Source organism: Rhodococcus sp. DK176 (genome assembly GCF_038447315.2).
GTDB lineage: Bacteria > Actinomycetota > Actinomycetes > Mycobacteriales > Mycobacteriaceae > Rhodococcus_F > Rhodococcus_F jostii_A.
Genome location: NZ_CP118321.2, coordinates 2,126,835 through 2,153,780, shown reverse-complemented (window position 1 = coordinate 2,153,780; position 26,946 = coordinate 2,126,835). Strand labels below are relative to the sequence as shown.

31 protein-coding genes and 3 tRNA genes are annotated in these 26,946 nt (G+C 68.1%); 19 read left to right on the top strand and 15 right to left on the bottom strand.

Annotation, left to right across the window (positions count from 1 at the left end):
* Nucleotides 1-8: 8 nt before the first annotated feature.
* Nucleotides 9-683, top strand: a complete 675-nt coding sequence (locus PSR88_RS10180; protein WP_011594881.1) for a Rid family hydrolase — start codon at nucleotides 9-11, stop codon at nucleotides 681-683.
* Nucleotides 683-850, top strand: a complete 168-nt coding sequence (gene tatA / locus PSR88_RS10175; protein WP_011594880.1) for a Sec-independent protein translocase subunit TatA — start codon at nucleotides 683-685, stop codon at nucleotides 848-850. Before PSR88_RS10180 ends, tatA begins: the two co-directional genes overlap by 1 nt.
* Nucleotides 851-902: 52 nt before the next feature.
* On the opposite strand, the gene PSR88_RS10170 is transcribed toward tatA, so the two are convergent.
* From PSR88_RS10170 to PSR88_RS10125, 10 genes are all read right to left on the bottom strand, one after another.
* Nucleotides 903-1,733, bottom strand: a complete 831-nt coding sequence (locus tag PSR88_RS10170; RefSeq protein ID WP_009474694.1) for an ABC transporter permease — start codon at nucleotides 1,731-1,733, stop codon at nucleotides 903-905.
* The gene (locus tag PSR88_RS10165) at nucleotides 1,730-2,716 is read right to left on the bottom strand and encodes a daunorubicin resistance protein DrrA family ABC transporter ATP-binding protein (RefSeq protein WP_011594878.1); all 987 of its coding nucleotides are present in this window, start codon (nucleotides 2,714-2,716) and stop codon (nucleotides 1,730-1,732) included. Before PSR88_RS10165 ends, PSR88_RS10170 begins: the two co-directional genes overlap by 4 nt.
* Before the next feature lie 126 nt (nucleotides 2,717-2,842).
* The gene (locus PSR88_RS10160) at nucleotides 2,843-3,736 is read right to left on the bottom strand and encodes a hypothetical protein (protein WP_016882787.1); all 894 of its coding nucleotides are present in this window, start codon (nucleotides 3,734-3,736) and stop codon (nucleotides 2,843-2,845) included.
* 169 nt (nucleotides 3,737-3,905) lie between these two features.
* Nucleotides 3,906-5,051 (bottom strand): o-succinylbenzoate--CoA ligase, encoded by a 1,146-nt coding sequence (gene menE / locus PSR88_RS10155; protein WP_011594876.1) that lies wholly within the window; start codon nucleotides 5,049-5,051, stop codon nucleotides 3,906-3,908.
* Entirely contained in the window at nucleotides 5,048-5,347 is a 300-nt protein-coding gene (locus PSR88_RS10150; protein WP_009474690.1) for a DUF3349 domain-containing protein, read from the bottom strand. The genes menE and PSR88_RS10150 overlap by 4 nt, the downstream gene beginning before the upstream one ends.
* A 2-nt stretch (nucleotides 5,348-5,349) precedes the next feature.
* Entirely contained in the window at nucleotides 5,350-5,703 is a 354-nt protein-coding gene (locus tag PSR88_RS10145; protein ID WP_011594875.1) for a DUF3349 domain-containing protein, read from the bottom strand.
* Between the two features lie 45 nt (nucleotides 5,704-5,748).
* Complete coding sequence (locus tag PSR88_RS10140; RefSeq protein WP_009474688.1) at nucleotides 5,749-6,015, bottom strand: hypothetical protein; 267 nt, start codon at nucleotides 6,013-6,015, stop codon at nucleotides 5,749-5,751.
* A 10-nt stretch (nucleotides 6,016-6,025) separates the two neighbouring features.
* The gene (locus tag PSR88_RS10135; protein ID WP_009474687.1) at nucleotides 6,026-7,234 is read right to left on the bottom strand and encodes an inorganic phosphate transporter; all 1,209 of its coding nucleotides are present in this window, start codon (nucleotides 7,232-7,234) and stop codon (nucleotides 6,026-6,028) included.
* 79 nt (nucleotides 7,235-7,313) lie between these two features.
* The gene (locus PSR88_RS10130; protein WP_009474686.1) at nucleotides 7,314-7,709 is read right to left on the bottom strand and encodes a VOC family protein; all 396 of its coding nucleotides are present in this window, start codon (nucleotides 7,707-7,709) and stop codon (nucleotides 7,314-7,316) included.
* 3 nt (nucleotides 7,710-7,712) lie between these two features.
* The gene (locus tag PSR88_RS10125; protein WP_011594874.1) at nucleotides 7,713-8,162 is read right to left on the bottom strand and encodes a hypothetical protein; all 450 of its coding nucleotides are present in this window, start codon (nucleotides 8,160-8,162) and stop codon (nucleotides 7,713-7,715) included.
* Nucleotides 8,163-8,315: 153 nt separating this feature from the next.
* On the opposite strand from PSR88_RS10125, the gene PSR88_RS10120 reads away from it, so the two are divergent.
* The gene (locus tag PSR88_RS10120; protein WP_037197096.1) at nucleotides 8,316-10,643 is read left to right on the top strand and encodes an arylsulfatase; all 2,328 of its coding nucleotides are present in this window, start codon (nucleotides 8,316-8,318) and stop codon (nucleotides 10,641-10,643) included.
* 29 nt (nucleotides 10,644-10,672) lie between these two features.
* Here the strand turns inward: PSR88_RS10120 and PSR88_RS10115 are convergent, their stop codons facing one another.
* Complete coding sequence (locus PSR88_RS10115) at nucleotides 10,673-11,566, bottom strand: 1,4-dihydroxy-2-naphthoyl-CoA synthase (RefSeq protein WP_009474683.1); 894 nt, start codon at nucleotides 11,564-11,566, stop codon at nucleotides 10,673-10,675.
* A gap of 73 nt (nucleotides 11,567-11,639) precedes the next feature.
* On the opposite strand from PSR88_RS10115, the gene PSR88_RS10110 reads away from it, so the two are divergent.
* From PSR88_RS10110 to PSR88_RS10100, 3 genes are read left to right on the top strand one after another with little or no spacing between them, the layout of a single operon-like run.
* Nucleotides 11,640-12,293 carry a PaaI family thioesterase gene (locus PSR88_RS10110; RefSeq protein ID WP_009474682.1) on the top strand — a complete coding sequence of 218 codons (654 nt, stop codon included), beginning with the start codon at nucleotides 11,640-11,642 and terminating at the stop codon, nucleotides 12,291-12,293.
* Between the two features lie 4 nt (nucleotides 12,294-12,297).
* Complete coding sequence (locus tag PSR88_RS10105; RefSeq protein WP_011594872.1) at nucleotides 12,298-13,299, top strand: o-succinylbenzoate synthase; 1,002 nt, start codon at nucleotides 12,298-12,300, stop codon at nucleotides 13,297-13,299.
* Between the two features lie 45 nt (nucleotides 13,300-13,344).
* Nucleotides 13,345-13,791: a DUF6918 family protein gene (locus PSR88_RS10100; protein WP_009474680.1), complete on the top strand. Its 447-nt coding sequence runs from the start codon at nucleotides 13,345-13,347 to the stop codon at nucleotides 13,789-13,791.
* A gap of 55 nt (nucleotides 13,792-13,846) precedes the next feature.
* Here the strand turns inward: PSR88_RS10100 and PSR88_RS10095 are convergent, their stop codons facing one another.
* Together PSR88_RS10095 and PSR88_RS10090 are read right to left on the bottom strand one after the other, a co-directional pair.
* Nucleotides 13,847-14,674, bottom strand: coding sequence for a siderophore-interacting protein (locus PSR88_RS10095; protein WP_016882789.1), 828 nt, complete (start codon nucleotides 14,672-14,674; stop codon nucleotides 13,847-13,849).
* Between the two features lie 61 nt (nucleotides 14,675-14,735).
* On the bottom strand, nucleotides 14,736-15,332 hold the full coding sequence (locus tag PSR88_RS10090; RefSeq protein ID WP_009474678.1) for a flavin reductase family protein: 597 nt from the start codon (nucleotides 15,330-15,332) through the stop codon (nucleotides 14,736-14,738).
* Between the two features lie 93 nt (nucleotides 15,333-15,425).
* Between PSR88_RS10090 and menD the strand changes: the two genes are divergently transcribed.
* The 5 genes from menD (at nucleotide 15,426) to PSR88_RS10065 (ending at nucleotide 20,900) form a co-directional block, all read left to right on the top strand.
* Nucleotides 15,426-17,051: a 2-succinyl-5-enolpyruvyl-6-hydroxy-3-cyclohexene-1-carboxylic-acid synthase gene (menD, locus tag PSR88_RS10085; RefSeq protein WP_009474677.1), complete on the top strand. Its 1,626-nt coding sequence runs from the start codon at nucleotides 15,426-15,428 to the stop codon at nucleotides 17,049-17,051.
* Entirely contained in the window at nucleotides 17,048-17,488 is a 441-nt protein-coding gene (locus PSR88_RS10080) for a DUF3592 domain-containing protein (RefSeq protein ID WP_011594869.1), read from the top strand. The genes menD and PSR88_RS10080 overlap by 4 nt, the downstream gene beginning before the upstream one ends.
* Nucleotides 17,489-17,560: 72 nt before the next feature.
* A complete protein-coding gene (locus PSR88_RS10075; RefSeq protein ID WP_009474675.1) occupies nucleotides 17,561-18,706 on the top strand; it encodes a glycosyltransferase family 4 protein in 1,146 nt (381 codons plus the stop codon).
* A 56-nt stretch (nucleotides 18,707-18,762) separates the two neighbouring features.
* Nucleotides 18,763-20,139 carry an NAD-dependent succinate-semialdehyde dehydrogenase gene (locus tag PSR88_RS10070; protein ID WP_016882790.1) on the top strand — a complete coding sequence of 459 codons (1,377 nt, stop codon included), beginning with the start codon at nucleotides 18,763-18,765 and terminating at the stop codon, nucleotides 20,137-20,139.
* A 62-nt stretch (nucleotides 20,140-20,201) separates the two neighbouring features.
* Complete coding sequence (locus tag PSR88_RS10065; protein WP_009474673.1) at nucleotides 20,202-20,900, top strand: demethylmenaquinone methyltransferase; 699 nt, start codon at nucleotides 20,202-20,204, stop codon at nucleotides 20,898-20,900.
* A gap of 3 nt (nucleotides 20,901-20,903) precedes the next feature.
* Here the strand turns inward: PSR88_RS10065 and PSR88_RS10060 are convergent, their stop codons facing one another.
* The gene (locus PSR88_RS10060) at nucleotides 20,904-22,166 is read right to left on the bottom strand and encodes a geranylgeranyl reductase family protein (RefSeq protein WP_011594866.1); all 1,263 of its coding nucleotides are present in this window, start codon (nucleotides 22,164-22,166) and stop codon (nucleotides 20,904-20,906) included.
* A gap of 130 nt (nucleotides 22,167-22,296) precedes the next feature.
* Between PSR88_RS10060 and PSR88_RS10055 the strand changes: the two genes are divergently transcribed.
* Entirely contained in the window at nucleotides 22,297-23,352 is a 1,056-nt protein-coding gene (locus PSR88_RS10055) for a polyprenyl synthetase family protein (protein WP_016882791.1), read from the top strand.
* 143 nt (nucleotides 23,353-23,495) lie between these two features.
* Nucleotides 23,496-24,356, top strand: coding sequence for a zinc metalloprotease HtpX (htpX, locus tag PSR88_RS10050; protein ID WP_005252087.1), 861 nt, complete (start codon nucleotides 23,496-23,498; stop codon nucleotides 24,354-24,356).
* Between the two features lie 70 nt (nucleotides 24,357-24,426).
* On the opposite strand, the gene PSR88_RS10045 is transcribed toward htpX, so the two are convergent.
* A complete protein-coding gene (locus tag PSR88_RS10045; RefSeq protein ID WP_007298080.1) occupies nucleotides 24,427-24,918 on the bottom strand; it encodes a YajQ family cyclic di-GMP-binding protein in 492 nt (163 codons plus the stop codon).
* 199 nt (nucleotides 24,919-25,117) lie between these two features.
* Here PSR88_RS10045 and PSR88_RS10040 point away from each other — a divergent pair.
* The 6 genes from PSR88_RS10040 to hadB all read left to right on the top strand — a co-directional run bounded on the left by PSR88_RS10040 (nucleotide 25,118) and on the right by hadB (nucleotide 26,902).
* Nucleotides 25,118-25,200, top strand: a tRNA-Tyr gene (locus tag PSR88_RS10040).
* Nucleotides 25,201-25,417: 217 nt separating this feature from the next.
* Nucleotides 25,418-25,490, top strand: a tRNA-Thr gene (locus PSR88_RS10035).
* A gap of 45 nt (nucleotides 25,491-25,535) precedes the next feature.
* A tRNA-Met gene (locus PSR88_RS10030) sits at nucleotides 25,536-25,608 on the top strand.
* 61 nt (nucleotides 25,609-25,669) lie between these two features.
* Nucleotides 25,670-25,837, top strand: a complete 168-nt coding sequence (gene rpmG / locus PSR88_RS10025) for a 50S ribosomal protein L33 (RefSeq protein ID WP_003941903.1) — start codon at nucleotides 25,670-25,672, stop codon at nucleotides 25,835-25,837.
* 89 nt (nucleotides 25,838-25,926) lie between these two features.
* Complete coding sequence (gene hadA, locus PSR88_RS10020; RefSeq protein WP_009474668.1) at nucleotides 25,927-26,490, top strand: (3R)-hydroxyacyl-ACP dehydratase subunit HadA; 564 nt, start codon at nucleotides 25,927-25,929, stop codon at nucleotides 26,488-26,490.
* On the top strand, nucleotides 26,477-26,902 hold the full coding sequence (gene hadB, locus PSR88_RS10015) for a (3R)-hydroxyacyl-ACP dehydratase subunit HadB (protein ID WP_005252091.1): 426 nt from the start codon (nucleotides 26,477-26,479) through the stop codon (nucleotides 26,900-26,902). Before hadA ends, hadB begins: the two co-directional genes overlap by 14 nt.
* Nucleotides 26,903-26,946: the final 44 nt, after the last annotated feature.

The window sequence follows — 26,946 nt, the reverse complement described above, 5'->3', positions numbered from 1 at the left end:
TGTGAACTGTGAAGTCTTTTCGTACCAAGGCCGTGACCGCCGCGCTCGCAGCATCCGCTCTGATCGCCGGGGCGACATCGTGCTCCTCCGAGGAGGCGGCGGCGGAGGCGCCCGGCAGCACCTTCGTGTCGAAGTCCGTTCTCGAAGCCGGCGAGGCGAATCCGATGATCGCGCAGGGTGTGGCCATCGGCGGCGGCACCGCCGTCTACAAGTCGAGCGGCATCGGCCCGGGCGCGTCGAACAAGACCGCACCCGAGGGCACCCCCGAGTCGTACATCGACACCGACGTGTTCGCGGGCGGCGCACTCCCGGCCGGAGTCACGATCACCGAGGCGCAGGGCATCAACGCGCTGAAGCGGATTCGCGACAATCTCGAGGCGCAGGGACTGACGCTCGAGGACGTCGTGACCATGCGGGTGTTCCTCGACAACGCCCCCGGCACCGACCGCGCCGACTACGCCGGCTGGAACCGCGCCTACCGGCAGTTCTTCGCGAACACCAACCTCGACACCGGGGACACCGAACTGGTCCCGCTCGGCACCGCGGAACCGGCCGCGCCGATGGAACGGAACTCCGCGCGTCCCAGCCGGTTCGCGCTCGAGGTCGCGAGCCTGCCCGCCGCGGGCTGGCTCGTCGAGGTCGAGGTGGACGCCGTGTACCCCGACGGTGAGGAGCCCCAGTAGTGGGGGCGCTGAGCCCGAGCCACTGGGCGATCATCGCGATCGTGCTCGTGGTGCTGTTCGGGTCGAAGAAACTCCCTGACGCCGCCCGCGGCCTGGGCCGCTCCATGCGGATCCTCAAGACCGAGGTGGGGGAGTTGCAGGCGGACGCCCCCGAACTGGAGAAATAGACGAAGCGAGCCGGTGGACCCCGCGTCCACCGGCTCGCTCCTTCTTCGGTTGTCAGGCCTTACGCATGTACGTCCGGACCGTCAGCGGAGCCATGATCGCGACGATCACGGCGGCGCCGAGCAGCGACCACACGACGTGGACACCGAAGTGGCCGTCGTTGACGAGTTCACGCACCGCGGTCACGACGTGCGACACGGGGTTGACGTTCACGAACGCCTGCATCCAGCCCGGCATCGTGTCGGCGGGCACGAACGCGTTCGACATGAACGTCAGCGGGAACAGAATGAGCATCGAAATGCCCTGCACCGAAGACGCTTTGCTCATCAGGACACCCATCAGGGCGAAGATCCAGCTGATCGAGAAGGCGCAGACGATGACGAGCGCGCCGGCCGACACCACCCCGACGACACCGCCGCCGGGCCGGTAACCCATCGCGATACCGACGGCGAACGTGATGGTCGTGGCGATGCCGTACCGCACGACGTCGGCGAGGAGCGCACCGGACAGCGGCGCGATGCGGGCGATCGGCAGGGACTTGAAGCGGTCGAAGACGCCCTTGTCCATGTCTTCCCGCAACTGGGTGCCCGTCACGATCGACGTGGTGATCACCGTCTGGACCAGGATGCCCGGGATGATGATCGGCAGATACGACGCCACGTCGCCGGAGATGGCGCCACCGAAGATGTATGTGAACATCAACGTGAAGATGATCGGCTGGACGACGACGTCGAACAGCTGCTCGGGGTTGTGCTTGATCTTGAGCAGTCCCCGGTACGCCATCGTCAGCGTGTTCGCGACGGACTGCTCGAGGCTGATCCGGTTCCGGGCCTCCGGAATCGGTTGGGGACCCGCGTGAGTGCGGGATTCGAGGGTGGTGGTCATGCGACGCTCCGTTCGGTGTCGGCCTCGGTGGCGTCTGCGCCGTGGCCGGTGATGGTGAGGAAGACCTCGTCGAGACTCGGCTTCTGGACGGTGATCTCGTCGACGGCGATCCCGTGGTCGCGCAGCCGGATCAACAGTTCCACGGTGAGCGACGGATCGGTCATCGGTGCGGTGAGGCGGCCGATCTCCGGGGTGATCGCCACCTCCACACCGAGAGTGTGTGCGATCACCGACCGCGCGTCGTCGGTCTGCCCGCGATCGACCAGGGTCAACTGCAGCGAGGAGACGCCGACGGACGCCTTCAACTCGTCGGCCGTGCCGTCCGCGATCACCTTCCCGCGGTCGATGACGGCGATCCGATCGGCCAGCTGATCCGCCTCGTCGAGATACTGCGTGGTGAGCAGCACCGTCGACCCGTCCGCGACCAGCCTGCGGATGGTGTCCCACATCTGGGCGCGCGTCCGAGGGTCCAGACCCGTCGTCGGCTCGTCCAGGAACAACAGCGGAGGGTGGGCGATCAGGCTGGCCGCCAGGTCCAGACGTCGACGCATGCCGCCCGAGAAATTCTTGAGCGGCTTCGTCGCCGCCTCGGTGAGGTCGAACTCCTCGAGCAGTGCCGTGCACTTCCGGCGGGCATCACCCCGGCTCAGGCCCAGCAACCGGGCGAAGATCACCAGATTCTCGACCGCCGACAGGTCCTCGTCGACGGACGCATACTGGCCCGTGACCCCGACCAGCGAGCGCACCGCGTTCGGTTCGCGCACCACATCGTGACCGAAGATGCGGGCCTCGCCGCCGTCCGGACGCAACAGCGTCGCAAGCATCCGCACCGTCGTGGTCTTGCCGGCGCCGTTCGGGCCGAGCACTCCGTACACCGACCCGGTCGGAACGGACAGGCTCACGCCGTCGACGGCGCGCTGACGGCCGAAGAGCTTCACGAGCCCGTCGGCCTCGATAGCTGGGGGAGTTGCAGTGAGGTTCATGCCGTAGACGATGCAGCCCACCCCTTGCAGCGGGCTTGCACGCCTCTTGCACGGGCTTGCGGACACCGTCGTCCTGAATCAGGGGCGATTGCGCCGGAATCTGGCGAATGTCTCGGCAAACGTTTGTCAACGCCGGTGCTCGGCACGCGCGCAAGCCCTGTCGAAGCGCGCCTTGACGGCAGCGAAGTCGAACAGGTCCCGCCACGTCCACCGGACGACCTCGTACCCGGCGTCGCGGATCGCGTCCTCCCGGAGCTTCTCGCGGTGGACCGCGACTGCCGCCTGGCCACCGTCGACGCCGTACCCGACCACGCCGAATTCTCTCCAGAAGACATCGACTCGGCCGAGGAAGGTACCGGTGCCGTCGTGGAGCACGTGCTGGAGTTCGGGAGACGGCAGGTCGTGCTGGCGGATCCGGATGCGGATCAGCGATTCCCCAGGGCTCTCGCTGCGACCGTCGAGGAAGCTCGCCGCCCGCCGCGCCGTCGCGAGGCCCTTGCGAGGTCCCGCTCGGCCGACCTCGTCCAGAATCTCGTCGAGCGCGACGAGTCGACGGTGCAGGGCCGAATCGCCGACGACGACGGCCTGGTCGAACGTCGAGATGCGTGCGGTGTCGACCACGGTCCGGGCGGGGGAGGTGACCGCCAGCCCGCCCAGGGTGACGACGTCGGGCGCGTCCAACGGTGTGGCGTGGACGTGGACTCCCGTGGTTCGGCCACCGCCGGAGGCGTGGTTCCTCGTCAGATGCACCCGTTCCAATGGGAGGTCGCCGAGGTCCATGCCGTGCAGCAGTGCCGCAGAGGTGTGGCTCACCACGACGCCGGGTGGGCGCGACTGCACGGCCGCCGCAATGCGGGCCCGGTGCAGCGCAGGCGCATCGAGTGCGGCGAAGTGCTCGTCGGGAACGTACGCACCCGCCGCGATTCGCACGAGACGCCCGGAATCGCGTGCACGCCGGATCTCGGAGTCGGTGAAACCGTCGGCCAGGGCTTGGCGTCGGAAGATCACGTGGTCGCTCATGGCGACATCGTGCCCCACCCCACAGCGGTGATCGGTTCGCTCACCTGGGCTTTCGCGGAGCCTGTGGATAGAGGTCGGCTTGTGGACAACAGCATCCGCGTGGATTTTGGCCAGACGCGCGGAAATTGCGGGCGCATCTGGCCAATGTCTCCGCGGGCAGGCGGACCTGCTAGCCGAACCGCGATTCCAGGGCGCGCCGGTCGACCTTTCCCGGGCCTCTGAGGGGGAGGGTGTCGACGAGGTGCAGTTCGCGGGGTGCGGCGGTGGGGTCGAGGGTGCGTTCGACGAAGGAGCGGAGTTCGGCGAGTGTCGGTGCGGTGCCGGGCTCGGCGACGACGACAGCGGTGACGCGGCGTCCCAGTCGCTCGTCGGGGAGGCCGATCACCGCGCATTCCCGGACGGCGGGGTGCGCGACGAGAGCCGCCTCGACCACTTGCGGGACGACGGTGAGACCGCCGGTGGAGATGGCTTCGTCGAGTCTGCCGGAGATGCCGAGGACGCCGTCGGTGACGGCGCCGGCGTCGTCGGTGCGGAACCAGCCGGGTTCGGCGAACGCGGGATGGTCGGGGAGTCCGCGGTAACCGGACGCGAGCATGGGCCCGCCGAGGAGGACGCGGCCGCCACCGTCGATCCGCACGCGGGCGCCGTCGAGGGGCACCCCGTCGTACACGCATCCACCGCACGTCTCGCTCATGCCATACGTACGGACGACGGTGATGCCGGCGTCGACGGCGCGCCGGAGAACCGGAGCGGGGGTGGCGGCTCCGCCGAGGAGGACGGCGTCGAGTGCGGCCAGCGACCCGACGGCGCCGGGGTGGTCGAGGGCCTTGACCAGCTGGGTCGGAACGAGCGAGGTGTAGCGGCGGGGGCCGCTCATCGACGCGACTGCGGCAGGCAGCGCACCGGGGTCGAAGCCGTCGGTCACGTCGATCACCACCGGCTCGGTGCCCGCGAGGACACTGCGCAGCAATACCTGCATGCCCGCGATGTGGTGGGCGGGAAGGGTCAGCAGCCAGGAGCCCGGACCGCCGAGCCGCGCGTGTGTCGCGTCACCGCTGGCGCGGAGGGCGGACGCGGACAGCATGGCCCCCTTCGGCACTCCCGTCGTCCCGGACGTCGCGACCACGAGGGCGACACCGTCGTCGATCGGCTCCCCGGGGCGCAGTGCGTCCGTCAGTCGGCGGGTCTCCCGCTCGTCCGAGGCGGGGACGGGGAGCGTGGCGGGGGCGGTTCCGTCGAGGATCGCCGACAGCTGCGGCAGGATGCCGAGAACCCCGACGCCCGACGGGACGGGCAGGACCTGCAGTTCGCTCACTGGGCGGGCCCGGCCAGCGGCCAGCCGCCGGCGGCGAGGTTGCTGCGCACCCGGTCGACGTCCGATTCCAGCGGCAACTCGTCGGTGACCTTGGTGATGAGCACCTGGATGTCGGTCTTCTCGATGGGAATGTCACCCTCCTCGACGAGCGCGTCGGCGACGGCGTCCACCTCGTCTTCCGACAGGCGGCGGGTGAGCAGCGCGAACAACGGAATGTAGTCCTGCTCGGGCACGCCGTTGGGGTAGCCGGCTCGCAGCCAGCCGATGATGGAGGAGAGAAACGGTGGAAGGCTCATGGCTAGCCTGCGTCGCGGGTTTCTTCCCCGTCGCCGGAGCCTTCGCCGCATTCGGCGTCGGTTCCGACCGGCCACCCTCCGGCCTCGAGGTTCTCCGTCACCCGGGCGACGTCCTCCTCGGAGGGTTCCTCGTGGGTGATCTCGCTGATGAGGCGGCGGATGTTGTCGTAGTCGACGTGGCGTTCGGGTGTCTCGTGGGCCGTCTCGATGGACAGTGCGACGACCTGTTCGATTTCCTCGTCGGTGAGACGGCGACGCAGCACGGCCAGCAACGCGAAATGGTCCTTCGCCGGGATTCCCTCGGGGTACCCGGCGCGTAGCCAGTCGAGCACGGAGCGAAGTGAATTCTTGGGCACGCGTTCGGCTTCTTTCGTCGGTGGAACGGGACTCGTGGTCGCCGCTCAGAAGATGTGGATACCGAAGCTGCTGGCCAAAAAGCCCTGCATCAAGAGAAGTATCCCAGTGATGATCGCGATCAGCACCACGGCGAAGCAGGCCCAGGCGCCGATCCGGCCTGCGGCGGTCGGCTGCGAGACGCCCTCGCCGGTGTCCGTGCCGCCGAGCGAGCGCAGTCCGAGCGCGAAGATCGCGGGTAGGCCGGCACCGAACAGCAGACCGACGAGGATGACCTGCCAGAGCGAGTTGACGGTGGTGGTCAGCAGTGTCATGGCGAGCCCCTCAGCGGCTCGTGGCGGGACCGGCGGAGTCCGCGGTCTCGGCCACACCCGGCTCGGTGGGTTCGGCGGGAACGTCGGCACCGCCCGACTCCCACTCCGCGTTGACGTTGCCGGACGTCACCGGCTGCAGGCGGGAGCGCAGGTACATGAACCCGGCGAGCACGATCAGGGCGGCGAACACGACGAGAACACCGGGCAGGCCGCCGATCATGTGGGCGATGACCCAGCACACGGCTCCCACGATCGCCGCGGACGGCAGCGTGACGAGCCACGCGACGGCCATACGTCCGGCGATGCCCCAGCGGACCTCGGCGCCCTTGCGGCCGAGGCCGGTGCCGAGGATGGAGCCGGTCGCGACGTGCGTGGTGGACAGCGGCAGTCCGAGGTGGCTGGACGTCAGGATGATTGCGGCGGACGACGACTCCGCGGCCATGCCCTGGGGAGCGGCGATCTCGACGAGTCCCTTGCCGAGCGTGCGGATGATGCGCCAGCCGCCGAGGTAGGTGCCGAGCGCGATGGCGATGGCGCAACTGAGCTTCACCCAGAACGGCATCTCGTCGTCTGCTGACAGGCTTCCGTGCGCGACGAGTGCGAGGAAGATCACGCCCATCGTCTTCTGGGCGTCGTTGGTTCCGTGGGCAAGCGATACCAGGGATGCGGAACCGATCTGGCCGATGCGGAACCCGTGCTCCTTGGTGTCCTCCGGCACGCCGGAGGTGATCCGGTAGACCAGCTTGGTGCCCGCGGTGGCGACCAGCGCTGCGACCACGGGGGCGAGGACGGCGGGAACGACGACCTTGCTGAGCACGCCGCCCCACTCGACACCGCTCATGCCGATGGACGCGATGGCCGCACCGATCAGTCCGCCGAACAGTGCGTGGGACGAGCTCGACGGCAGGCCCAGCAGCCACGTCGCCAGATTCCAGATGATCCCGCCGACCAGCCCGGCGAACACGATGAGCAGCAGATCCTCGCCGCCGACTTCTCCCAGGTTCACCACGCCCTTGGCGACGGTCGCCGCAACCTCCACGGACAGGAACGCGCCGACCAGATTCAACGATGCGGAGAGCGCGACAGCGGCCTTGGGTCGCAGAGCTCCCGTCGCGATCGAGGTGGCCATTGCATTGCCGGTGTCGTGAAAGCCGTTCGTGAAATCGAAAGCGAGGGCGGTGACGACCACCACCAGGAGAACTACGAGCTCTGCGGTCACACCCAGATTGTGCGGATTTCAACCGAGAATGTACAGCTGACGTCCGGTGTACAGGATCACTCCTGCGTATGGCCTTCCGTCAGTTCTCACCCTTCGGACGGGTGTCGCGGCGGATGGGGTGATCCTCCGGGATCTGCACCAGAACGATCGGGATTCCGTCGGGGTCCGCGATCCACATCTCGAACAGCCCCCACGGTTCCTGCCGGGCTTCGCGGTCGATCTTCACCCCGGCCAGAACCAGCTCGGTCTGCACCGCCGTGAGATCGCGAACCTGCAGCCACAGGGCGCCGTCGAAGGAGGACGACTCGCCGGTTCCCCCGTGCGCGGCAACCTCGATCAGGCCCTGACCGGCGAAGAACACCGTGCCGCCGGGGTATTCGCGGGCGGTCGCGAGTCCGAGGATGTCGCGGTAGAAGCTCAGCGTCGTCGTGTAGTCGCGGGGCCGCAGAATCGTCCTGCTGCTGAGGATCTCCACGCCTCACCCTCCTTCGCCGGGACGGGCTTCGTGCCCCGTCCGGCCGTGTGTCCGTCGATCTTCCTTCATCTCCGCCTCGAACAGGTGCCGCCGTCCGTCGGCGAGTTCGTGACGTGCGTCACGCTCGTGCTCGCGCAGCGGCGACCAGTAGTGATCGTCGAACTCCTCGACGATCTGGAACGTCCACCGGCCCTCGACGACGTTGCGTCCCACGAGTTCGGTCTCCACCCGGTCCGCGACGGCCGCGTGTCCCGCGGCGCGGAGCGCTTCGACGGCTTCGCCGAGCTGAAGATCGGCGTGTCCGATCAGCTGATGGAACGAGTAGAGGTGCCCGCGGGCACGCTCGACCGTTTCGAGGGCCTCCGACAACTTCCCGAGCGCGGCGACGGTGTCGTCGCTCACTCCGGGGGGACGGCGATGTTCCGGTGCGGGGAGCTCGCGGTCGATGCTCATGTGGGTCAGTGTGCCCGAATCGGAGACCCCGCGTGTCCTCTCCTGCCGAGGCGACGAATCGGCCCGCGTATTTCACCCTCCGTGGGTCTACTCGTGCGCGACCGCCCGATGTTGGACTGGATCGACAGCATCGGACGACGAGGGGACCGGGCCATGACATCGAGCGTGACAGGCAAGCCGATAGCGGGCGGCGAATCGTTACCGTTCCCGCCGACACCGTCGGGAAGCATCGCCGGCCGGACCATGCAGGAGTCGGTGTACAGCCCTCGTCCGAAGGAGCGGCGGCTTCCCGACGACGCCCCGAACATTCTGATCGTCCTCATCGACGACGCCGGGCCGGGCCTGCCGAGCGGCCTCGGCGGTGAGGTGAACACCCCGACGCTCGACGCGATGTTGCAGGACGGTCTCGGGTACAACCGATTCCATACGACCGCAATGTGTTCGCCGACCCGGGCGTCGCTGCTGACCGGACGCAACCACCATCGCGTCGGCAACGGGCAGATCGCCGAACTGGCCAACGACTGGGACGGCTACTCCGGCCGCATCCCGAGGTCGAGTGCGACGGGGCCCGAGGTGCTGCGCCACTACGGGTACAGCACTGCCGCTTTCGGGAAATGGCACAACACACCGGCCGAGGAGACCACTGCCGCGGGCCCGTTCGACAACTGGCCGACGGGTCTCGGGTTCGAGTACTTCTACGGCTTCCTCGCCGGCGAGGCGTCGCAGTACGAGCCGAACCTGGTGCGGAACACGACGGTGGTGCTGCCTCCGAAGACCCCGGAGCAGGGATACCACCTCAGTGAGGATCTCGCCGACGATGCCATCGGCTGGCTGCGCAGGCACAAGGCGTTCGACGCCGACAAACCGTTCTTCATGTACTGGGCCAGCGGCTGTCTGCACGGACCGCACCACATCATGAAGCCGTGGGCCGACAAGTACGCCGGGAAGTTCGACGACGGCTGGGATGCCTACCGGGAGCGGGTCTTCACGAGGGCGAAGGAGAAGGGCTGGATTCCCCCCGAAGCGGAGCTGACCGACCGGGACCCGACGATGGCCGCATGGGACGACATTCCCGAGGACGAGAAACCCTTCCAGCGCCGGCTGATGGAGGTCGCGGCCGGGTATGCCGAGCACTGCGACGTCCAGGTGGGCAGGTTGTTCGACGAGCTCGACCGTCTGGGCTACAGGGACGACACATTGGTCCTGTACATCTGGGGCGACAACGGCTCGTCGGGTGAGGGTCAGAACGGAACGATCAGTGAACTGTTGGCGCAGAACGGCATTCCCACCACAACGGCCCAGCACATCGCGGCCCTCGAGGAACTCGGTGGCCTCGACGTCCTGGGGTCGCCGAAGACCGACAACATGTATCACGCGGGCTGGGCGTGGGCGGGCAGCGCGCCGTACAAGGGGATGAAGCTGCTGGCGTCCCATCTCGGTGGCACCCGCAACCCGATGGTCGTGCGGTGGCCGGCGAAGGTGACACCGGACCCGACGCCTCGCACGCATTTCCTGCACTGCAACGACGTGGTACCGACGCTGTACGACATCGTCGGAATCACCCCGCCGCGGACGGTGAACGGTGTTCCGCAGGACCCGGTGGACGGCACCAGCTTCGCGCAGACGCTCGTCGAACGCGACGCCACCGGGGGAAAGCTCACCCAGTACTTCGAGATCATGGGCAGCCGGGCGATTTACCACGACGGTTGGATGGCGTCCGCGTTCGGGCCACGCGCACCCTGGGCGGCGGGTGTGCCGGGCGGCATCCGCGACTGGAGCCCGGACGACGACGTGTGGGAGCTCTACAACCTGGACGAGGACTGGACCCAGAACCGGGATCTCGCCGAGCAGTATCCGCAGAAGCTGGCGCAATTGCGGGAACTGTTCGCGATCGAGGCTGCGAAGAACAACGCGCTCCCCGTCGGCGGCGGGCTGTGGGTCATCGCGCTGCATCCCGAGCAGCGGATCACGACGCCGTACACGAGCTGGGAGTTCTCCGGCGACACGATCCGCATGCCCGAGTTCTGCGCTCCCGCGCTGGGGAACAAGAACAACCGGGTCACCCTCGACCTCTCCGCGCCGGACAATCCGAGCGGAGTGCTCTACGCGCTGGGGAGCAACGCCGGCGGACTCACGTGTTTCGTCGACGACGGCTACCTCTGTTACGAGTACAACCTGTTCATCCTGATGCGCACCAAGATTCGTTCGACGGTGCCGATCCCGCCGGGCACCCGCACGGTGCAGGTGGTCACGGAGTTCGTCGAGGCGCGGCCCGGTGGACCGCTGAACGTGAAGCTCTGTGTCGACGGCGATGTCGTCGGGGAGGGGCAGGTGCCGGTGAGCGTGCCGTTGCTGTTCACAGCCAACGACTGTCTCGACGTCGGCACCTGCCTCGGTTCCCCGGTGTCGCTGGACTACTACGACCGGGCGCCGTTCCCGTTCAACGGCACCATCGACCGGATGGCGGTCGAGTACACGTAGGCGCTCAGAAATACGGGATGCGGGTCGCGTCAGAAATACCAGGGGTAGGGCTTCCAGTCGGGTTCGCGCTTTTCGAGGAAGGAATCGCGGCCCTCGACGGCCTCGTCCGTCATGTACGCCATGCGGGTCGCCTCGCCGGCGAACAGTTGCTGACCGACGAGGCCGTCGTCCTGCAGGTTGAATGCGTATTTGAGCATGCGCTGGGCCTGCGGGGACTTGCCGTTGATCTTGGTGGCCCAGTCGATGGCCACGTCCTCGAGTTCGGCGTGGTCGACGACCTTGTTGACGGCGCCCATCTGGTGCATCTCCTCCGCGGTGTACGTCTCACCGAGGAAGAAGATCTCGCGGGCGAACTTCTGGCCGACCATCTTGGCGAGGTAGGCGCTGCCGTAGCCGCCGTCGAAGCTGCCGACGTCGGCGTCGGTCTGCTTGAAACGGGCGTGTTCGCGGCTGGCGAGGGTCAGGTCGCAGACCACGTGCAGGCTGTGACCGCCGCCCGCGGCCCAGCCGTTGACGAGGCAGATGACCACCTTCGGCATGAACCGGATCAGCCGCTGGACCTCGAGGATGTGGAGACGTCCGGCGCGGGCCTTGTCGACGGTGTCCGCGGTTTCCCCTTCCGCGTACTGGTATCCGCTGCGTCCGCGGATGCGCTGGTCGCCGCCGGAGCAGAACGCCCAGCCCTCGTCCTTGGGGCTCGGACCGTTGCCGGTGAGCAGCACGGCGCCCACGTCGGACGTCATCCGGGCGTGGTCGAGCGCCTTGTACAACTCGTCGACGGTGTGCGGGCGGAAGGCGTTGCGCACTTCGGGACGGTCGAACGCCACCCGGACGATTCCCTGGGTGACATGCCGGTGGTAGGTGATGTCGGTCAGGTTCTCGAAACCGGGAACCGGTCGCCAGTGCTGCGGGTTGAAAGTCACGGCTCCGAGGTTATCGGGTGCCGTTGGTGGGTGTCCGCGCGCGCACGAGTTTGCCCGGGTTTACCGTGCAGGTATGAGCGAACAGGCTGCCGACGTCACCCGTCTCGACGGCAAAGGCGACGACCAGTACGAGCACCACGGCGGGTTCCCCAAGTACGAGCCGGTGACACCCGGCCCGGACTGGCCGCGGTTCGTCGAGGGAATGCGCACGTTGCAGGACCTCGCGGTGTCGGTCGACGCCCCGGACGACGTGCTCACGCAGGCCGCGGACCAGGTGGAGAAGCTGGCCGAACTGCTCGGACCGTACGTCGTTCCCGAGGGGCGGTCGCCGGCGGGCCGCACGATCGAGTTGCCGGGCCGGGGGAGTCTCCTCATGCCGCCGTGGAATATCGAGAAGTTCGGGCCCGAGGGGGTGCGCAGCGCGGGCATGTTCCGGCGCTACCACCTCGGCGGCAACGGCGCCGCGCACGGCGGCACGCTGCCGCTGCTGTTCGACGACCTGATGGGCATGATCGTCCACGCGTACGGGCGGCCCATCAGCCGCACCGCCTACCTGCACGTGAACTACCGCGCGATCACACCGCTCGACACGCGTCTGACCGTCGAGGGCAGCGTCGACCGAGTGGAGGGTCGCAAGACGTTCATCACCGCACGGTTGATGCAGGACGACACGTTGCTCGCCGACTGCGAGGCCCTCATGCTCCAGTTGCTGCCCGGGCAGCCCTGACCTCGTGACGTCCCTGCCCTCCGTGGAGGAGGTCCTGGCCGACGCCGTCGTGGTGAGTCTGCCCATGCGCGTGCGGTTCCGCGGCATCACGACGCGAGAAGCGTTGCTGCTGCGGGGCCCCGCGGGGTGGGGCGAGTTCGCGCCGTTCCCCGAGTATGCGGACGACGAGGCGGCGCACTGGTTGCAGTCGGCGATCGAGGACGCCTGGCTGGGGCCGCCGCCCGCGGTGCGCACGCGGGTGCCGATCAACGCCACCGTCCCCGCCGTCGACGCCGCGCGGGTGCCCGCCCTGCTCGAGCGTTACCCCGGCGCGCGGACCGCGAAAGTGAAAGTGGCCGAACGTGGTCAGACCCTCGACGACGACGTCGCACGGGTGCGGGCGGTCCGCGCACTCGTTCCGAACGTGCGCGTCGACGCGAACGGGGGATGGTCGGTCGACGAGGCCGAGGCCGCGCTGCGGGCACTGACCGTCGACGGTCCGCTCGAATATGCCGAGCAGCCGTGCGCGACTGTGCCCGAATTGGTGGAGGTCCGCAGGCGGATGCCCGATGTGCGGGTGGCCGCCGACGAGAGCATCCGGCGCGCCGAGGATCCGCTGAAGGTCGTGCGGGCAGGCGGTGCCGACGTGGCCGTCGTGAAGGTCGCCCCGCTCGGGGGGATGCGGCGGCTGCTGTCGCTCGCGGACGAGTTGTCTTCGTACGGTGTGCCGGTGGTCGTGTCGAGTGCCTTGGACACCGCTGTCGGCATCGCCGCCGGTGTCGCCGCTGCCGCCGCCCTCCCCGAATTGCAGTTCGCGTGCGGTCTGGGTACCGGGGGACTCTTCGAGGCGGACGTGGCCCGCCCCCGCGAACCCGTCGACGGCGAACTCACCGTCGAAGCGGTGGTACCCGACGTCGAACGCGTCACGGCTCTCGCCGCGTCCGCGGAGCGTTCACGCTGGTGGATCGAGCGGGCACGCCGGTGCCATGGCCTGCTCGAACAACGCGGAGTCCGGTTTTTCGTATAGTGTCTGGCCGGACCTGATCGCTCAGTCAATACGGAGGCATTGAAAGTGGTTGCAGCTCTGAACGAAACCCTGCTCGACGAGTCGCGCGTTCCTGCGGTCATCGCAGACGTCCAGGCTCTCATCGACGCGGAGGTTTCGGACAAGTCGGGGGCTTCGGGACTGGCACTCAAGGGTGGATACGGCGCCGTCAAGAAGGTGGGACCGTCGATCGTGCCGGACGCCATCGAGGGCCTGCTGCCGGCATTCGTCACCAAGCTCGAGCCGTACTGGCAGGCCTTCACCGCCAGTGGTGAGGCCGGATTCTCCGAGTACCTGGTCGCGCGTGGCGACGAGGTCGCGGACTCGCTCCTCGGCGTGACCGACGAGCGCATCGCGGGCAGCGACCGCGGTGCTGTCAAGAAGGTGTACTCGTCGCTGCGTCCGTCGGCGAAGAAGAATGTGATCGAGGCACTTCCGCGTCTGGGCGCCCTCGTTCAGAAGCACGCCAACTGAGAAGCCGGGTGAGTGGCACGGCGCGCCCCGGGCGTGCCGTGCCACTCACCTGTGGTCAGTTGGCAGCGTGGCCGTGGCGCCAGTACCCGGTGAACGCGATATCGGACTTCGGGATGTGGCGCTCGTTCACGAGGTGGCGCCGCAACGCCGTCGTCAGCTCGCTCTCGCCGGCCACGAACGTGTAGGACGGCCCGGCCGGCAACTCCGCCTGTTTCACGGTGTTCAGCGCGAGCACTCCCGGACGGGCATCGGCGTCCTCGCGCACCAGCCAGTGCACGTTCACGCCGTCACCCACCGAAACCTCCTGAGCGTCTTCGGCATCGGGAATCTCGACGAACACTTCGGCCCGCAGGTCCCGCGGCGCCGACCGCAGGATCCCGACGATGGCGGGAAGCGCGCTCTCGTCACCGACGAGCAATTGCCACTCCGCATCCGGCGTCGGGTTGTAGATCAGCCCCTCGTCGAGGATTGCCGCCTCGTCACCGGCCGCGGCCGAGTTCGCCCACGCCGACGCGGGACCGAGGTCGCCGTGCGAGGCGAAGTCGATGTCGATCTCGGTGGTGTCGCCGAACGTTCCCGTTCCCGCCACGCGGATCTCGCGGATCGTGTAGTTGCGCACGACCGGCCGGGTGTCCTTGGACATCAGCTTGTACTGCGCGTACCAGAGGTTGCTCGCGCTGGTCGGAAGGCGCAGCGTGCTCTGTCCCCGCTGGGGGATGAACATCCGGAACCACTGGTCGAACCCCATCGGGCTGACGGAGTCGAGTTCCTCGCCCGCGATGGTGACGCGGACGAAGTTCGGGCTGATCTGCTTGCCCGCGACGACGCGTGCGGACGCGATCCGGCGACTCCGAGGTTTGACGAACTTGCTGCGTTGAGCCATGGCGTTGGTTACTCCCCCGGTAGCGGTGCGATTTGTCAGGTAAGCCTAACCAATCGATCGGTCATGCGGGTCGATGCGGCCGGTCGAGCATCACGACCTTCGGCGGCAGACCCCACTCGTTGCGGCCGAGCCGGCTGAGCGGGGCGAGTTCCGCGAAGTCCGGAAGCCCGTCGTCGGCGAGCGCCTCGGGCCGCACCGCGACCGTGACGACGTCGCCCATCACCACGAACGAATCACCGACAGGTATCACCTGGTGCAGGGTGCACTCGATGGCGACCGGCGAACCCGCGACCCGCACGGGACGGACCCGCTCGCTGGGTTCGGTGTCGATGCCCAGCGCGGCGAACTCGTCGACCTCGCTGTCGAACGGGGCAGAGCTGGCGTTCACCGTCGAGATCAGCGGCTCCGTCGCCACGTTGATCACGAACTCTCCCGTCGCCTCGATATTGCGGAGGCTGTCCTTGCGGGTCACCGAGGTGAACTGCACCACCGGCGGGTGCGTGCTGGACACCGAGAAGAAGCTGTACGGGGCCAGGTTGGCCACCCCGTCCGCCGAGACGGTGGACACCCACGCGATCGGCCGGGGCACGATCGACGCGGTCAGCACCTGATACATGCGGTGTGGGGGAAGCTCGGCGGGATCGAAGACAGTGCGCATGCGTTCATGGTGTCAGCGCCCGCGATGTGGCCGTGAACTCACCCGGCGAGGTCGCCGGACGGACCTGCCGGAGTATCTGACACTCTTGATGTCGTGAACCCGTCCACTGCACAAGCCACCGCGGTCGTCGACGAACTGGTCCGCGGGGGAGTACGCGAGGTCGTGCTCTGCCCGGGTTCGCGCAACGCGCCGCTGGCGTTCGCCCTGCAGGCCGCCGACCTCGAGGGCCGGCTGCGTCTGCACATGCGCATCGACGAACGCACCGCGGGATTCCTCGCGCTCGGCCTGGCCGTGGCCGGCAAGCGCCCCGTCCCGATCGTCATGACGTCCGGCACCGCGGTCGCCAATCTCGGACCCGCGGTGCTCGAGGCGAACTACGCCCGGGTGCCGCTCGTGGTGCTCAGCGCCAACCGCCCGTACGAGATGCTCGGCACGGGCGCCAACCAGACCATCGAGCAACTCGGACTGTTCGGCAGCCAGGTGCGCGCAACCATCAGCCTGGGCCTGGCCGAGGACGATGCCGGGCAGAACAGCCAGTGGCGTTCGGCCGTGTGCCGGGTCCTCGCCGCAGCGCGCGGCACGAGGTCGGGCAACGCCGGTCCCGTGCACTTCGACATCCCGCTCCGCGAACCGCTCGTTCCCGACGTCCACGCGCAGGGACCGGTCCCGCAGGGACGACCGGGTGGGGCGGCGTGGACCACCACCCAGCACGCGACCCTCGACGTGCCGATGGACCTCGACCTCACCCCCGACACCATCGTGATCTCCGGGCACGGGTCCGCGCTGCGGCCGGAGCTCGCCGGACTTCCCACGGTCGCCGAGCCGACCGCGCCGCTGCACGGCATCCCGGTGCATCCGATGGCGTTGCCGCAGCTCAAACCGCGGCAGGCCGTCATCACCGGGCGCCCCACCCTCCACCGGTCCGTGTCGAAGGTCCTCGCCGATCCGTCGGTGGCCGTCTACGCGCTCACCACCGGCCCCCGCTGGCCCGACGTGTCCGGCAATGTGCTGGCCACCGGCACCCGCGCGGTCGTGTCCGGTGAACCCGACCGGGCCTGGATCAATCGGTGCCGCACGCTGTCCGAACACACCGACAAGGCGGTGCGCGCGCAGCTCGCCGCGCACCCGAAGGCGACGGGACTGCACGTGGCGGCCGCCGTCATGGACGCCCTGACCGACGGTGACCAGTTGCTGCTCGGGGCATCCAACCCCGTGCGGGACGCCGCGCTCGTCAGCTATCCGGCGCCGAAGATCCGGGTGCTGTCCAATCGGGGTGTCGCCGGCATCGACGGCACCGTGTCCGCCGCCGTCGGGGCGGCCCTGGCCTACGAGGAGGGGCGGACGGTGGCCCTGCTCGGCGACCTCACGTTCCTGCACGACGCGTCCGGGCTGCTCATCGGTTCGGGCGAACCGCGGCCCCGGGACCTGACCATCGTGGTCGCCAACGACGACGGCGGCGGCATCTTCGAACTGCTCGAACAGGGCGATCCCCAGTACGCGGGGGTGTTCGAGCGTGTCTTCGGCACCCCGCACGGGATGGATCTCGCCGCACTCTGCGCTGCCTACCGGGTGGAGCATCACCTGGTGGGGCTGGGTGAGCTGTCGACGCGGCTGAGCGCGCCGGAGGCGCCCGGCGACCGCGGCATCCGGGTGCTCGAGGTGACCACCGAACGTTCCGGGCTGCGCGAACTGCACGCCGCGGTGCGGGCACAACTGTGAATACGCGGGTGTCGCGGCGCGTCCGGCGGGGGGTGCTGGTGACGGCGATCGGCATCTCGGTCCTCGCCGTGCTCCTCGTGCTGGCCGCCTGGCGCAACGACCACACCATCCAATCCGACCGGGGCGTGGCCACGGCGGAGGTGCTGTCGGCGGGATCGCTGCGGTCCGCCATCAGCTTCGTCACGCCCGACGGGGTGACGCACAACCCCGAACTGGGCGTGCTGTACCCGACCAAGCTCACGGTGGGGCAGCGGATCGACGTCGAGTACGCGCGCAGCGACCCCGACCTGGTGCGGGTGTCCGGACGCGACGCCAGCGTGGCCGTCGTCCCCGCCGGTTCGCTGATCGTCGTGACCTGGCTGATCGCGGGACCGGTGATCTGGTACCTGCGGCGGCGGGAGAGTTCGCCGGAGGCCCAGCCGGCAGTGTCATCCTGAGTTTCCCGGAACTTCGCGCGACGGTCACGTCGATCTCGCTGCTGTGACCACGAGCACTGCCACGCTGAGCGCGTGAGAGTAGCCATCGTCGCGGAATCGTTTCTTCCCAACATGAACGGTGTGACCAACTCGGTGCTGCGGGTCCTCGACCACCTCCAGCGCACCGGACACCAGGCGATGGTCGTCGCCCCGGACACGGTCGGATCGCTGACGTCCGCGCCGACCGAACACGACGGTGTGCCGGTCCACCGGGTGCCCGCGGTGATGGTGCCGAAGGTCAGTTCACTCCCGGTCGGTCTGCCGCAGCCCGGACTCACCGCCGCGCTGCGGGCGTTCGACCCCGACGTCGTGCATCTGGCGTCGCCGTTCCTCCTCGGGGCGGGCGGGCTCGGTGCGGCGCACCGGCTCGACGTCCCCACCGTCGCGGTGTACCAGACGGACGTGGCGGGTTTCGCCGAGAGCTACGGCCTCGGCATCACCAGCCGTGCGGCGTGGGCCTGGACGCGTCGCATCCACCGGGGCTGCACCCGCACCCTCGCGCCGTCCACGTCGGCGGTCGAGGCGCTCGCCGAGCAGAGGATTCCGAGGGTCCACCGCTGGGCCCGCGGCGTGGAGACCGCTCGGTTCGCGCCGTCCCGCCGCAGCACCGGTCTGCGGGACTCCTGGCTGGACGGCTCGGACCGGCTGGTCGTCGGATTCGTGGGCAGGCTCGCACCCGAGAAACACGTCGAGCGGCTGGCCGCACTCGCCGGCGACCAGCGGGTCCGGCTGGTAATCGTCGGCGACGGTCCGGAGCGGGCGCGCCTGCAGCGGTTGATGCCCGATGCGGTGTTCACCGGTCAGCTCGGCGGTGTGGAGCTGGCCGAGGCCTACGCGAGCCTGGACGTCTTCGTCCACCCGGGCGAGCACGAGACGTTCTGCCAGGCGGTGCAGGAGGCGCTGTCCAGCGGGGTGCCGGTGATCGGACCGGATGCCGGGGGGCCGCGCGATCTGGTCGCGCACTGCCGCAACGGCTACCTGCTTCCGGTCGACCGGTTCGGCGAACTGCTGCCGAGCGCCGTCGAGGCGCTGTGCGACCGCCGCATGCGGGCCCGCTTCGGGGAGGCCGCCCGGCAGTCGGTGCTGCACCGCACGTGGCCCGCGATCTGCGACGAGCTGCTGGGCCACTACGCGGCGGTCGTCGGCGGGGAGGGCTTTCGCGAGACGCGAGCGGCCTGACCACCGCATCGATACCGGTGGGGAATTCGAGAGGTCGTCTCGTGGTTGCCCGGAGTATGGCCAAGTACAAGACTGTCAATCCCGCGACCGGTGAAACCGTCCGGGAATTCACGACCTTGGACGATGCAGGAGTGGAGTCGGCGCTCTCCCGCGCCCACAACGGATATCTCGACTGGCGGACGACCCCCGCCGAGGAACGCGCCCGGGTCCTGAGCCGAACCGCCGATCTCTACGCGGAACGTGAAGACGAACTGGCGCGGATGATCGCCCTCGAGATGGGCAAACCCGTCCGCGAGGCCAAAGGCGAAGTCAAGCTCTCCTCGGCGATCTACCGCTACTACGCGGACAACGGCCCCGCACTGCTCGAGGCGGAACGGCTCGACGTGCCGGGCGCGGACGAGTCCGTGGTCTACCGCAGGCCGATCGGTGCGCTCGTCGGCGTGATGCCGTGGAACTACCCGTACTACCAGGTCGCCCGCTTCGCGGCGCCGAACCTCATGCTCGGCAACACGGTGCTGCTCAAGCACGCCCCGAACTGTCCGCAGTCGGCACTGCTGATGGAGGAGATCTTCCGGCAGGCCGGTCTCCCCGAGGATGCGTACATCAACGTGTTCGCCACCAACGAGCAGATCGCCGACATGATTGCGGATCCGCGTGTGCAGGGCGTCTCCCTCACCGGCAGTGAGCGGGCCGGGACCAGCGTCGCCGAGACGGCGGGCCGCAACCTCAAGAAGGTGGTGCTCGAGCTCGGCGGGTCCGACGTGTTCGTCGTCCTGGACACCAACGACATGGACGCCACGGTCAAGACCGCGACCCGTGCCCGCCTGTCCAACGCGGGCCAGGCCTGCAACTCGCCCAAGCGATTCATCGTGACCGAGCCGAACTACGACGAGTTCGTCTCGAAGCTCGCCGAGTCGTTCAAGGCCACCCCGACCGGCGATCCGCTCGACGCGAAGACCGTCCTCGGGCCGCTGTCCTCGCAGAGCGCCGCGGATTCGCTGATCGAGCAGATCGAGGACGCCGTCGCCAAGGGTGCGACGCTCCTCGCGGGCGGGAAGAAGATCGACGGCCCCGGCTCGTACGTCGAACCGACACTGCTCGTCGACGTGACCCCCGAGATGCGGGCGTACAGCGAGGAACTGTTCGGACCGGTCGGCGTCGTCTACAAGGTCGCCACCGCCGACGAAGCCGTGGAACTCGCCAACTCCTCCTCTTACGGGCTCAGCGGTTCGGTGTGGAGCACCGACCTCGACGGGGCGCGGGAAGTCGCCGACCGGCTCGACGTCGGCATGGCCTTCGTCAACGAACACGGCACGACGCTTCCCGGGTTGCCGTTCGGTGGCGTCAAGCGCTCCGGCGTCGGTCGCGAACTCGGTCCGTGGGGGATGGACGAATTCGTCAACAAGAAGCTGGTGCGGGTCTCCAAGAAATAACCGCCTCGCCCCCGCGCCCGGCGCCGACATCGGCGCCGGGCGCGGTTGGTAGCGTTTCGGGCGTGGCAACTACACACGGTTCGCGGGCGTCGCTCGAAAAGGATCCGCACGAGGTCGCGTCGATGTTCGACGGCGTCGCGAAGCGCTACGACCTCACCAACACGATCCTGTCGTTCGGTCAGGACCGCAGCTGGCGCAAGGCGACGCGCTCGGCCCTGGCACTGAAGCCGGGGGAGCGCGTTCTCGACCTCGCGGCGGGGACCGGCGTCTCGACTGTCGAGCTCGGACGGTCGGGTGCGTGGTGTGTGGCCACCGACTTCTCCAAGGGAATGCTGCAGGCAGGCAGCGGGCGCCACGTCCCGATGGTCGCGGGCGACGCCATGCACCTGCCCTACGCCGACGCCGTGTTCGACGCCGCAACCATCTCCTTCGGGCTGCGCAACGTCTCCGACTTCGACGCCGGTCTCCGCGAGATCGCCCGCGTCACCAAGCCCGGCGGACGCCTCGTCGTGAGCGAGTTCTCGACCCCGGTGTTCGGGCCGTTCCGCACGGTCTACATGGAGTACCTGATGAGGGCGCTGCCGCGGGTCGCGCGCGCCGTCAGCAGCAACCCCGACGCCTACGTGTACCTCGCGGAATCGATCCGCGCCTGGCCGACCCAGCAAGAACTCGCGCTGCGCATCGAGGCGGCCGGATGGCGGAACGTGCAGTGGCGCAACCTCACCGGCGGTGTGGTGGCCCTGCACCGCGCCACCCGCTGAACCTCAGCCGAACAGCGGCCGCGAGTCGACCTTCGTCGACAGCAGACCGGACGCCCGCCACGCGCGGGCGGTGAGGTCGCTGTCCTCCTCGGTGACGAGGTTGCCCATGACCCGGACCGCGATGGTCATCAGCGCACGGGACCGCATCGCCACCGGACCGGAGGCGGGCAGAACCCGGGGGACGGTCAGCAGTCCGGCGAGTCGCCGCGCCACGGAGAACGCCCGGCCGTACCGCTCCCGGAGGATCGCGGGCCACAGCTCCGTCAGGTCGTCGGAGTCGAGGATCTCCGCGACCAGGCGCCCCCCTTCGAGCCCGTAGTCGATGCCCTCGCCGTTCAGCGGATTCACGCACGCCGCCGCGTCGCCGATGATCGCCCAGTTCCGGCCCGCGATGTGCGAGACCGCACCGCCCATCGGCAGCAACGCCGACGCCACCGCGCGCAGCTCGCCGTCCCACTTCCACTCGTCGCGCCGCTGCGCCGTGTACAGGTCGAGCAGCGGTCGCAGCGCACCCGGGGCCGGACGTTTGGCGGTGGCGAGGGTGCCGACGCCGATGTTCACCTCTCCGGTGCCGAGGGGGAACACCCAGCCGTAGCCCGACTGCAGCGTCCCCGCACCGTCCCGCAGTTCGAGGTGCGAGGTGATCCACGGGTCGGCGCTGCGGTCGGTGGCGATGTACGCGCGGGCGGCAACACCGTATGCCGTGTCCCGGTGCCATTCACGGCCCAGCTGCTTGCCCAGCGTGGACCGGACGCCGTCCGCGACGATCAGCGTCCGGCAGCCGATGGTGTGGGCTCCGTCGGAGGTCTTCAGGGCCACCGCCGTCACCCGGTCGCCGTCCCGTTCGACTCCGATCGCCTTGGCGCCCTGCACCATGACGGCCCCCGCGTCGACGGCGGTCGCACGGATCCTGTCGTCCAGCTCGGTGCGGGCCACCGCGCTGCCGACGGCCGGGAACGACCGTCCCGGCCACTCGAGTTCGAGCTCCTGGCCGAACCCGCTGAGCCTCAGCCCGCGGTTGGTCCCCTTCGACCGCACCCAGTCGCCGAGACCCAGATGATCGAGCTCGGCGACGGCACGCGGAGTGAGTCCGTCGCCACACGTCTTGTCACGGGGAAACACCGCCGCGTCGGCGAGCACCACGTCACGTCCGGCGCGCGCCGCCCACGCGGCAGCCGAGGAACCGGCCGGACCAGCACCGATGACCAGGACATCGGTGACGGTGGGAAGCGGGGATCCCGCGGGCGACTGTTCTGCTGCGACCACACCTACATCCTGTCAGGCTTCGCTATGCGACCGCGGCGAGGCCGACGGGCAGCGGAACCGCTAGGTTCACTACCGTGGTAGCCGAGCCGCCACCGACGGCGCGGGAACCGAGCCGTCACTGACGACAGGAATGGGTACTGAGAACGTGAGCACCGAGGGCGCAGCACACACCGCTGCCGACGCTGTAGTGGGCACTACGGTCGCCGGGATCGATCTCGGCGACCCGCAGCTCGCTGCCACGGTCCGTGAAGGACTGAAGCAAGTCGAGGAACTGCTGGTCAGTGAGCTCTCCGACGGGGAGGACTTCCTCACGGAGGCGGCGTTGCATCTCGCGAAGGCGGGAGGCAAGCGTTTCCGCCCGCTGTTCACGGTGCTCACCGCCCAGCTCGGACCGAAGGCCTCCGACCCGTCGGTGGTCACGGCGGCCACCGTCGTCGAGCTGGTCCACCTCGCCACGCTGTACCACGACGACGTGATGGACGAGGCGTCGATGCGCCGCGGTGCACCCAGCGCGAACTCGCGGTGGGGCAACAGCGTTGCGATCCTCGCCGGCGACTATCTGTTCGCGCACGCGTCCCGTCTCGTCTCGACGCTGGGACCCGAGGCGGTGCGCATCATCGCCGAAACGTTCGCCGAACTCGTCACCGGCCAGATGCGCGAGACGATCGGGCTTCGCGGCGAGCAGGATCCGGTCGAGCACTACCTCAAGGTCGTGTGGGAGAAGACGGGCTCACTCATCGCGGCGTGCGGACGCTTCGGCGGCACCTTCTCCGGCGCGGACGCCGACCACGTGAAGCGGCTCGAACGCCTCGGCGACGCCGTGGGCACCGCTTTCCAGATCTCCGACGACATCATCGACATCTCCTCGGTGTCCGCGCAGTCCGGCAAGACACCCGGAACCGACCTGCGTGAGGGCGTCCACACGCTGCCCGTCCTGTACGCACTGCGCGACGAGGGACCCGACGCCGATCGCCTCCGGGTGCTCCTCGACGGCCCCGTCACCAACGACGACGACGTCGCGGAGGCGCTCGCGCTCCTCGAACGGTCGCCAGGCATGGCCGCCGCCAAGGCGAAGCTGGAGGAGTTCGCGGTCCAGGCGCGCGCGCAGCTCGCCGAACTGCCGCAGGGCCCCGCCAACGACGCCCTCGTGAAGCTCGTCGATTACACGATCGAGCGCGTCGGCTGAGCCGTATCGTCAGTACCTGAACTCGTCTTCACCCGATTCTCGTCGTCCGTGCGGGAACCGTCCCGCCAGGGTGTTTCGTTGAATGATCAAGATCCCGAAACTCGGGTGACGTGATCGGGTGACAACGACAAGGAAGGCGTGACGTGCGCTACGCAAACGGGGCGAAGACTCTGGTTCTGTTGGTCGGCATGTCGGCGCTGATCGTGTTCATCGGCGCGTTGTTCCGCAACCCCACCATCCTGCTGCTGGCGATCGTGTTCGCGGTCGGAATGAACGCGTACGTGTACTTCAACAGCGACAAGATGGCGCTCAAGGCCATGCACGCCCAGCCGATCACCGAGGTGCAGGCGCCGGTCATCTACCGCATCGTCCGGGAACTGGCCACCACCGCGCACCAGCCGATGCCGCGGCTCTACATCAGCCCCACGTCCGCGCCCAACGCGTTCGCCACCGGGCGCAGTCCGCGCCACGCCGCGGTGTGCGTCACGAGCGGCATTCTGCAGATCCTCAACGAACGAGAGTTGCGGGCCGTGCTCGGACACGAGCTGTCGCACGTCTACAACCGCGACATCCTGATTTCCTCCGTCGCAGGCGCCATGGCCGCCGTCGTGTCGGGACTTGCGAACTTCGCCATGTTCGCCAACATGTTCGGCGGACGCGGCGGGGGACAGGGCGCCAACCCGATCGCGCTGCTGCTGGTGTCGCTGCTCGGGCCCATCGCCGCGACCGTCGTCAAACTCGCGGTGTCGCGGTCCCGGGAGTACCAGGCCGACCAGTCGGGCGCAGAACTCACCGGAGACCCCCTGGCGCTGGCGTCCGCGCTGCGGAAGCTGGAGCAGGGCACCCAGGCTGCGCCGCTGCCGCCGGAGCCTCAGCTCGCCGCGCAGTCGCACCTGATGATCGCCAACCCCTTCCGCACCGGCGAGAAGATGAGCCGGATGTTCTCCACCCACCCGCCGATGGCCGACCGGATCGAGCGGCTCGAGCGGATGGCGGGGATGTAGGCGGCTTCGCCGCCCGTGCGTGGTCAACGAGTGCAGGGACTCGTCAACCGCGCACGGGCGCGGAGCGCCTCTACCGGTAGTTCACGAACTGCAGCGCGATCCCGAAGTCCTCGCCCTTGAGCAGGGAGATGACGGCCTGCAGGTCGTCGCGCTTCTTGCTGCTCACCCGCAGTTCGTCGCCCTGGATCTGCGCCTTGACGCCCTTGGGGCCCTCGTCGCGGATCTTCTTGGTGATCTTCTTGGCGTTCTCCGTGGTGATGCCCTGGACGAGGCTGCCCGACAGCTTGTAGATCTTTCCGGACTGCGCCGGCTCGCCCGCGTCGAACGCCTTCAGGGAGATGTCACGCCGGATCAGTTTCTCCTTGAACACGTCCAGGGCGGCGAGCAGTCGCTCCTCGGTGTCGGCCGTCAGGGTGATGGTTTCCTCGCCGGACCATTCGATCGATGCTCCCGTGTTCCGGAAGTCGAACCGGGTCGACAGCTCCTTGCCGGCCTGATGCAGGGCGTTGTCCACCTCTTGACGCTCCACCTTGCTCACCACATCGAAGGACGAATCAGCCACTTCACACTCCCGGTTTCGTCTAGTTCTCCCCGCCGCGACCCGGCCGGGGGCCCGCCGAATGCCGGCGAGCAGATTCGACGCTATCGGTTCGCAACCGCCCGTATCCACCCGGTTTGCAAAACGGGGGGCCGTTCGTTGTATTCTTCTTTCCGCAGCGGAGAGCGATTTCGCACAGATTTCGCGCTCCTCGTGCAACCCCGGCAGATTGCCCGAGCGGCCAATGGGAGCGGACTGTAAATCCGTCGGCTTATGCCTACGTAGGTTCGAATCCTACATCTGCCACACACAGAACCCCGGTGAGCGACAGCTCACCGGGGTTCTGTCGTTCGTGGCCGGGACCGGTTTGTCCGGCCGGTACCCCGGTCTACGTGGGTTTGCCGACCCGAACTGTCGGGTGCAGCGACATACGAAAGCCACTGACCAGGCAATTTGGTTCTGGACGCGAACTCTGTGTAATCTCGTCAAGGCTTCAGCGCGCAGCGATGTGCGAGCGAAGCACGCCCCCTTAGCTCAGTCGGCAGAGCGTTTCCATGGTAAGGAAAAGGTCAACGGTTCGATTCCGTTAGGGGGCTCGCTGGATTGAAGTGGAGCGCCTAGTGCGCGACACTCGACACCGAGGCGGTGTAGCTCAGTTGGTAGAGCAAACGACTCATAATCGTTGCGTCGCCGGTTCAAGTCCGGTCACCGCTACACAATATGCATGATCCACCCTGATTGTTCGTAATCAGATTCACCCGAAAGAAGGCATCCCGTGGCCTCCTCGACTGACGTTCGGCCCAAGATCACTTTGGCCTGCGAGGTATGCAAGCACCGCAACTACATCACCAAGAAGAATCGGCGCAACGACCCCGATCGCCTGGAGCTCAAGAAGTTCTGCCCGAACTGCGGAACTCACCAGTCGCATCGCGAGTCCAAGTAACACGGTCCGGAACTAGGACTGCGTTCGCGAAGGGAGTCCTCTAGGCTGCCCTCACGCGCTGACGCCAAGGGTAGAAGAGGTTCTTTCGCGTGACTGACACTGTGACAGAGACAGAGGCATACGTGCCCGAGGCTGTTCCTGCTGATCCTGCCGCGCACGCACTGGCAATGGTCGGGCACCACTACCGCGTCGACGACTTCTACGAGGTCGGACGCGAGAAGGTGCGAGAGTACGCGCGTGCCGTGCAGGACTGGCACCCCGCTCACCACGACGAGGAAGCCGCGAAGGGCCTCGGCTACGACGGTCTCCTCGCTCCTCTGACGTTCATCTCGCTCGTCGGCATCATCGCCCAGGGACGTCTCTTCAAGGAGATCGTCACGGGCTACGACCCGAGCCAGATTCTCCAGACCGATCAGCGGCTCGAGTTCCACAAGCCGATCAAGGTCGGCGACCGCCTGGTCTGTGACGTGTACCTGGAGTCGTTCCGTCAGATGGGCGGCAGCGACATCATCGTCACCAAGAACATCGTCACCGATCAGTACGACGAACTGGTCCAGACCACGTGGACGACGCTCGTCGCGCGCACCGGTGGCGAGGTCGACGAGAACATCGCTCACGCAGTCAAGGACGTGATCATGCATGGCGCTTCGTAAGTTCGAGGACGTCTCGGTGGGTGAAGAACTCCCCGAGCGCATCGTGAAGCTCACGCGTGGCGACCTGGTCAACTACGCGGGCGTGTCCGGCGATCCCAACCCGATCCACTGGAGCGACGAGGTCGTCAAGCTTGCCGGTCTGGACAACGTGATCGCGCACGGAATGCTCACCATGGGTCTCGGCGGCGGCTTCGTCACGTCGTGGCTCGGCGATCCGGGTGCCGTCAAGGAATACAACGTTCGTTTCACGAGCTCGGTCTACGTCCGCGAGGACGAGGCCGCGCAGGTCGAGTACACCGGTAAGGTGAAGTCGCTCGACGAAGAAAGCAAGACAGCAGTAGTCGCGATCGTGGCGCGTTCCGAGGGAAAGAAGATCTTCGGTCGCGCCACCGCAACGGTCCGTCTGGCCTGACAGCCGGGTGGATTGGGTTTGTTCCGGGGCTTTGAAGTACACTG

What these genes read in the sequence shown, in the direction of transcription:
- hadB (WP_005252091.1), top strand. Translation starts at nt 26,477, where the DNA reads ATGGCGCTTCGTAAGTTCGAGGACGTCTCGGTGGGTGAAGAACTCCCC.
- PSR88_RS10120 (WP_037197096.1), top strand. Translation starts at nt 8,316, where the DNA reads ATGACATCGAGCGTGACAGGCAAGCCGATAGCGGGCGGCGAATCGTTA.
- PSR88_RS10095 (WP_016882789.1), bottom strand. Translation starts at nt 14,674, where the DNA reads ATGGCTCAACGCAGCAAGTTCGTCAAACCTCGGAGTCGCCGGATCGCG.
- PSR88_RS10160 (WP_016882787.1), bottom strand. Translation starts at nt 3,736, where the DNA reads ATGAGCGACCACGTGATCTTCCGACGCCAAGCCCTGGCCGACGGTTTC.
- PSR88_RS10125 (WP_011594874.1), bottom strand. Translation starts at nt 8,162, where the DNA reads ATGAGCATCGACCGCGAGCTCCCCGCACCGGAACATCGCCGTCCCCCC.
- PSR88_RS10150 (WP_009474690.1), bottom strand. Translation starts at nt 5,347, where the DNA reads ATGAGCCTTCCACCGTTTCTCTCCTCCATCATCGGCTGGCTGCGAGCC.
- PSR88_RS10165 (WP_011594878.1), bottom strand. Translation starts at nt 2,716, where the DNA reads ATGAACCTCACTGCAACTCCCCCAGCTATCGAGGCCGACGGGCTCGTG.
- PSR88_RS10110 (WP_009474682.1), top strand. Translation starts at nt 11,640, where the DNA reads ATGAGCGAACAGGCTGCCGACGTCACCCGTCTCGACGGCAAAGGCGAC.
- PSR88_RS10170 (WP_009474694.1), bottom strand. Translation starts at nt 1,733, where the DNA reads ATGACCACCACCCTCGAATCCCGCACTCACGCGGGTCCCCAACCGATT.
- PSR88_RS10090 (WP_009474678.1), bottom strand. Translation starts at nt 15,332, where the DNA reads ATGCGCACTGTCTTCGATCCCGCCGAGCTTCCCCCACACCGCATGTAT.
- PSR88_RS10055 (WP_016882791.1), top strand. Translation starts at nt 22,297, where the DNA reads ATGGGTACTGAGAACGTGAGCACCGAGGGCGCAGCACACACCGCTGCC.
- PSR88_RS10140 (WP_009474688.1), bottom strand. Translation starts at nt 6,015, where the DNA reads ATGACACTGCTGACCACCACCGTCAACTCGCTCTGGCAGGTCATCCTC.
- PSR88_RS10070 (WP_016882790.1), top strand. Translation starts at nt 18,763, where the DNA reads ATGGCCAAGTACAAGACTGTCAATCCCGCGACCGGTGAAACCGTCCGG.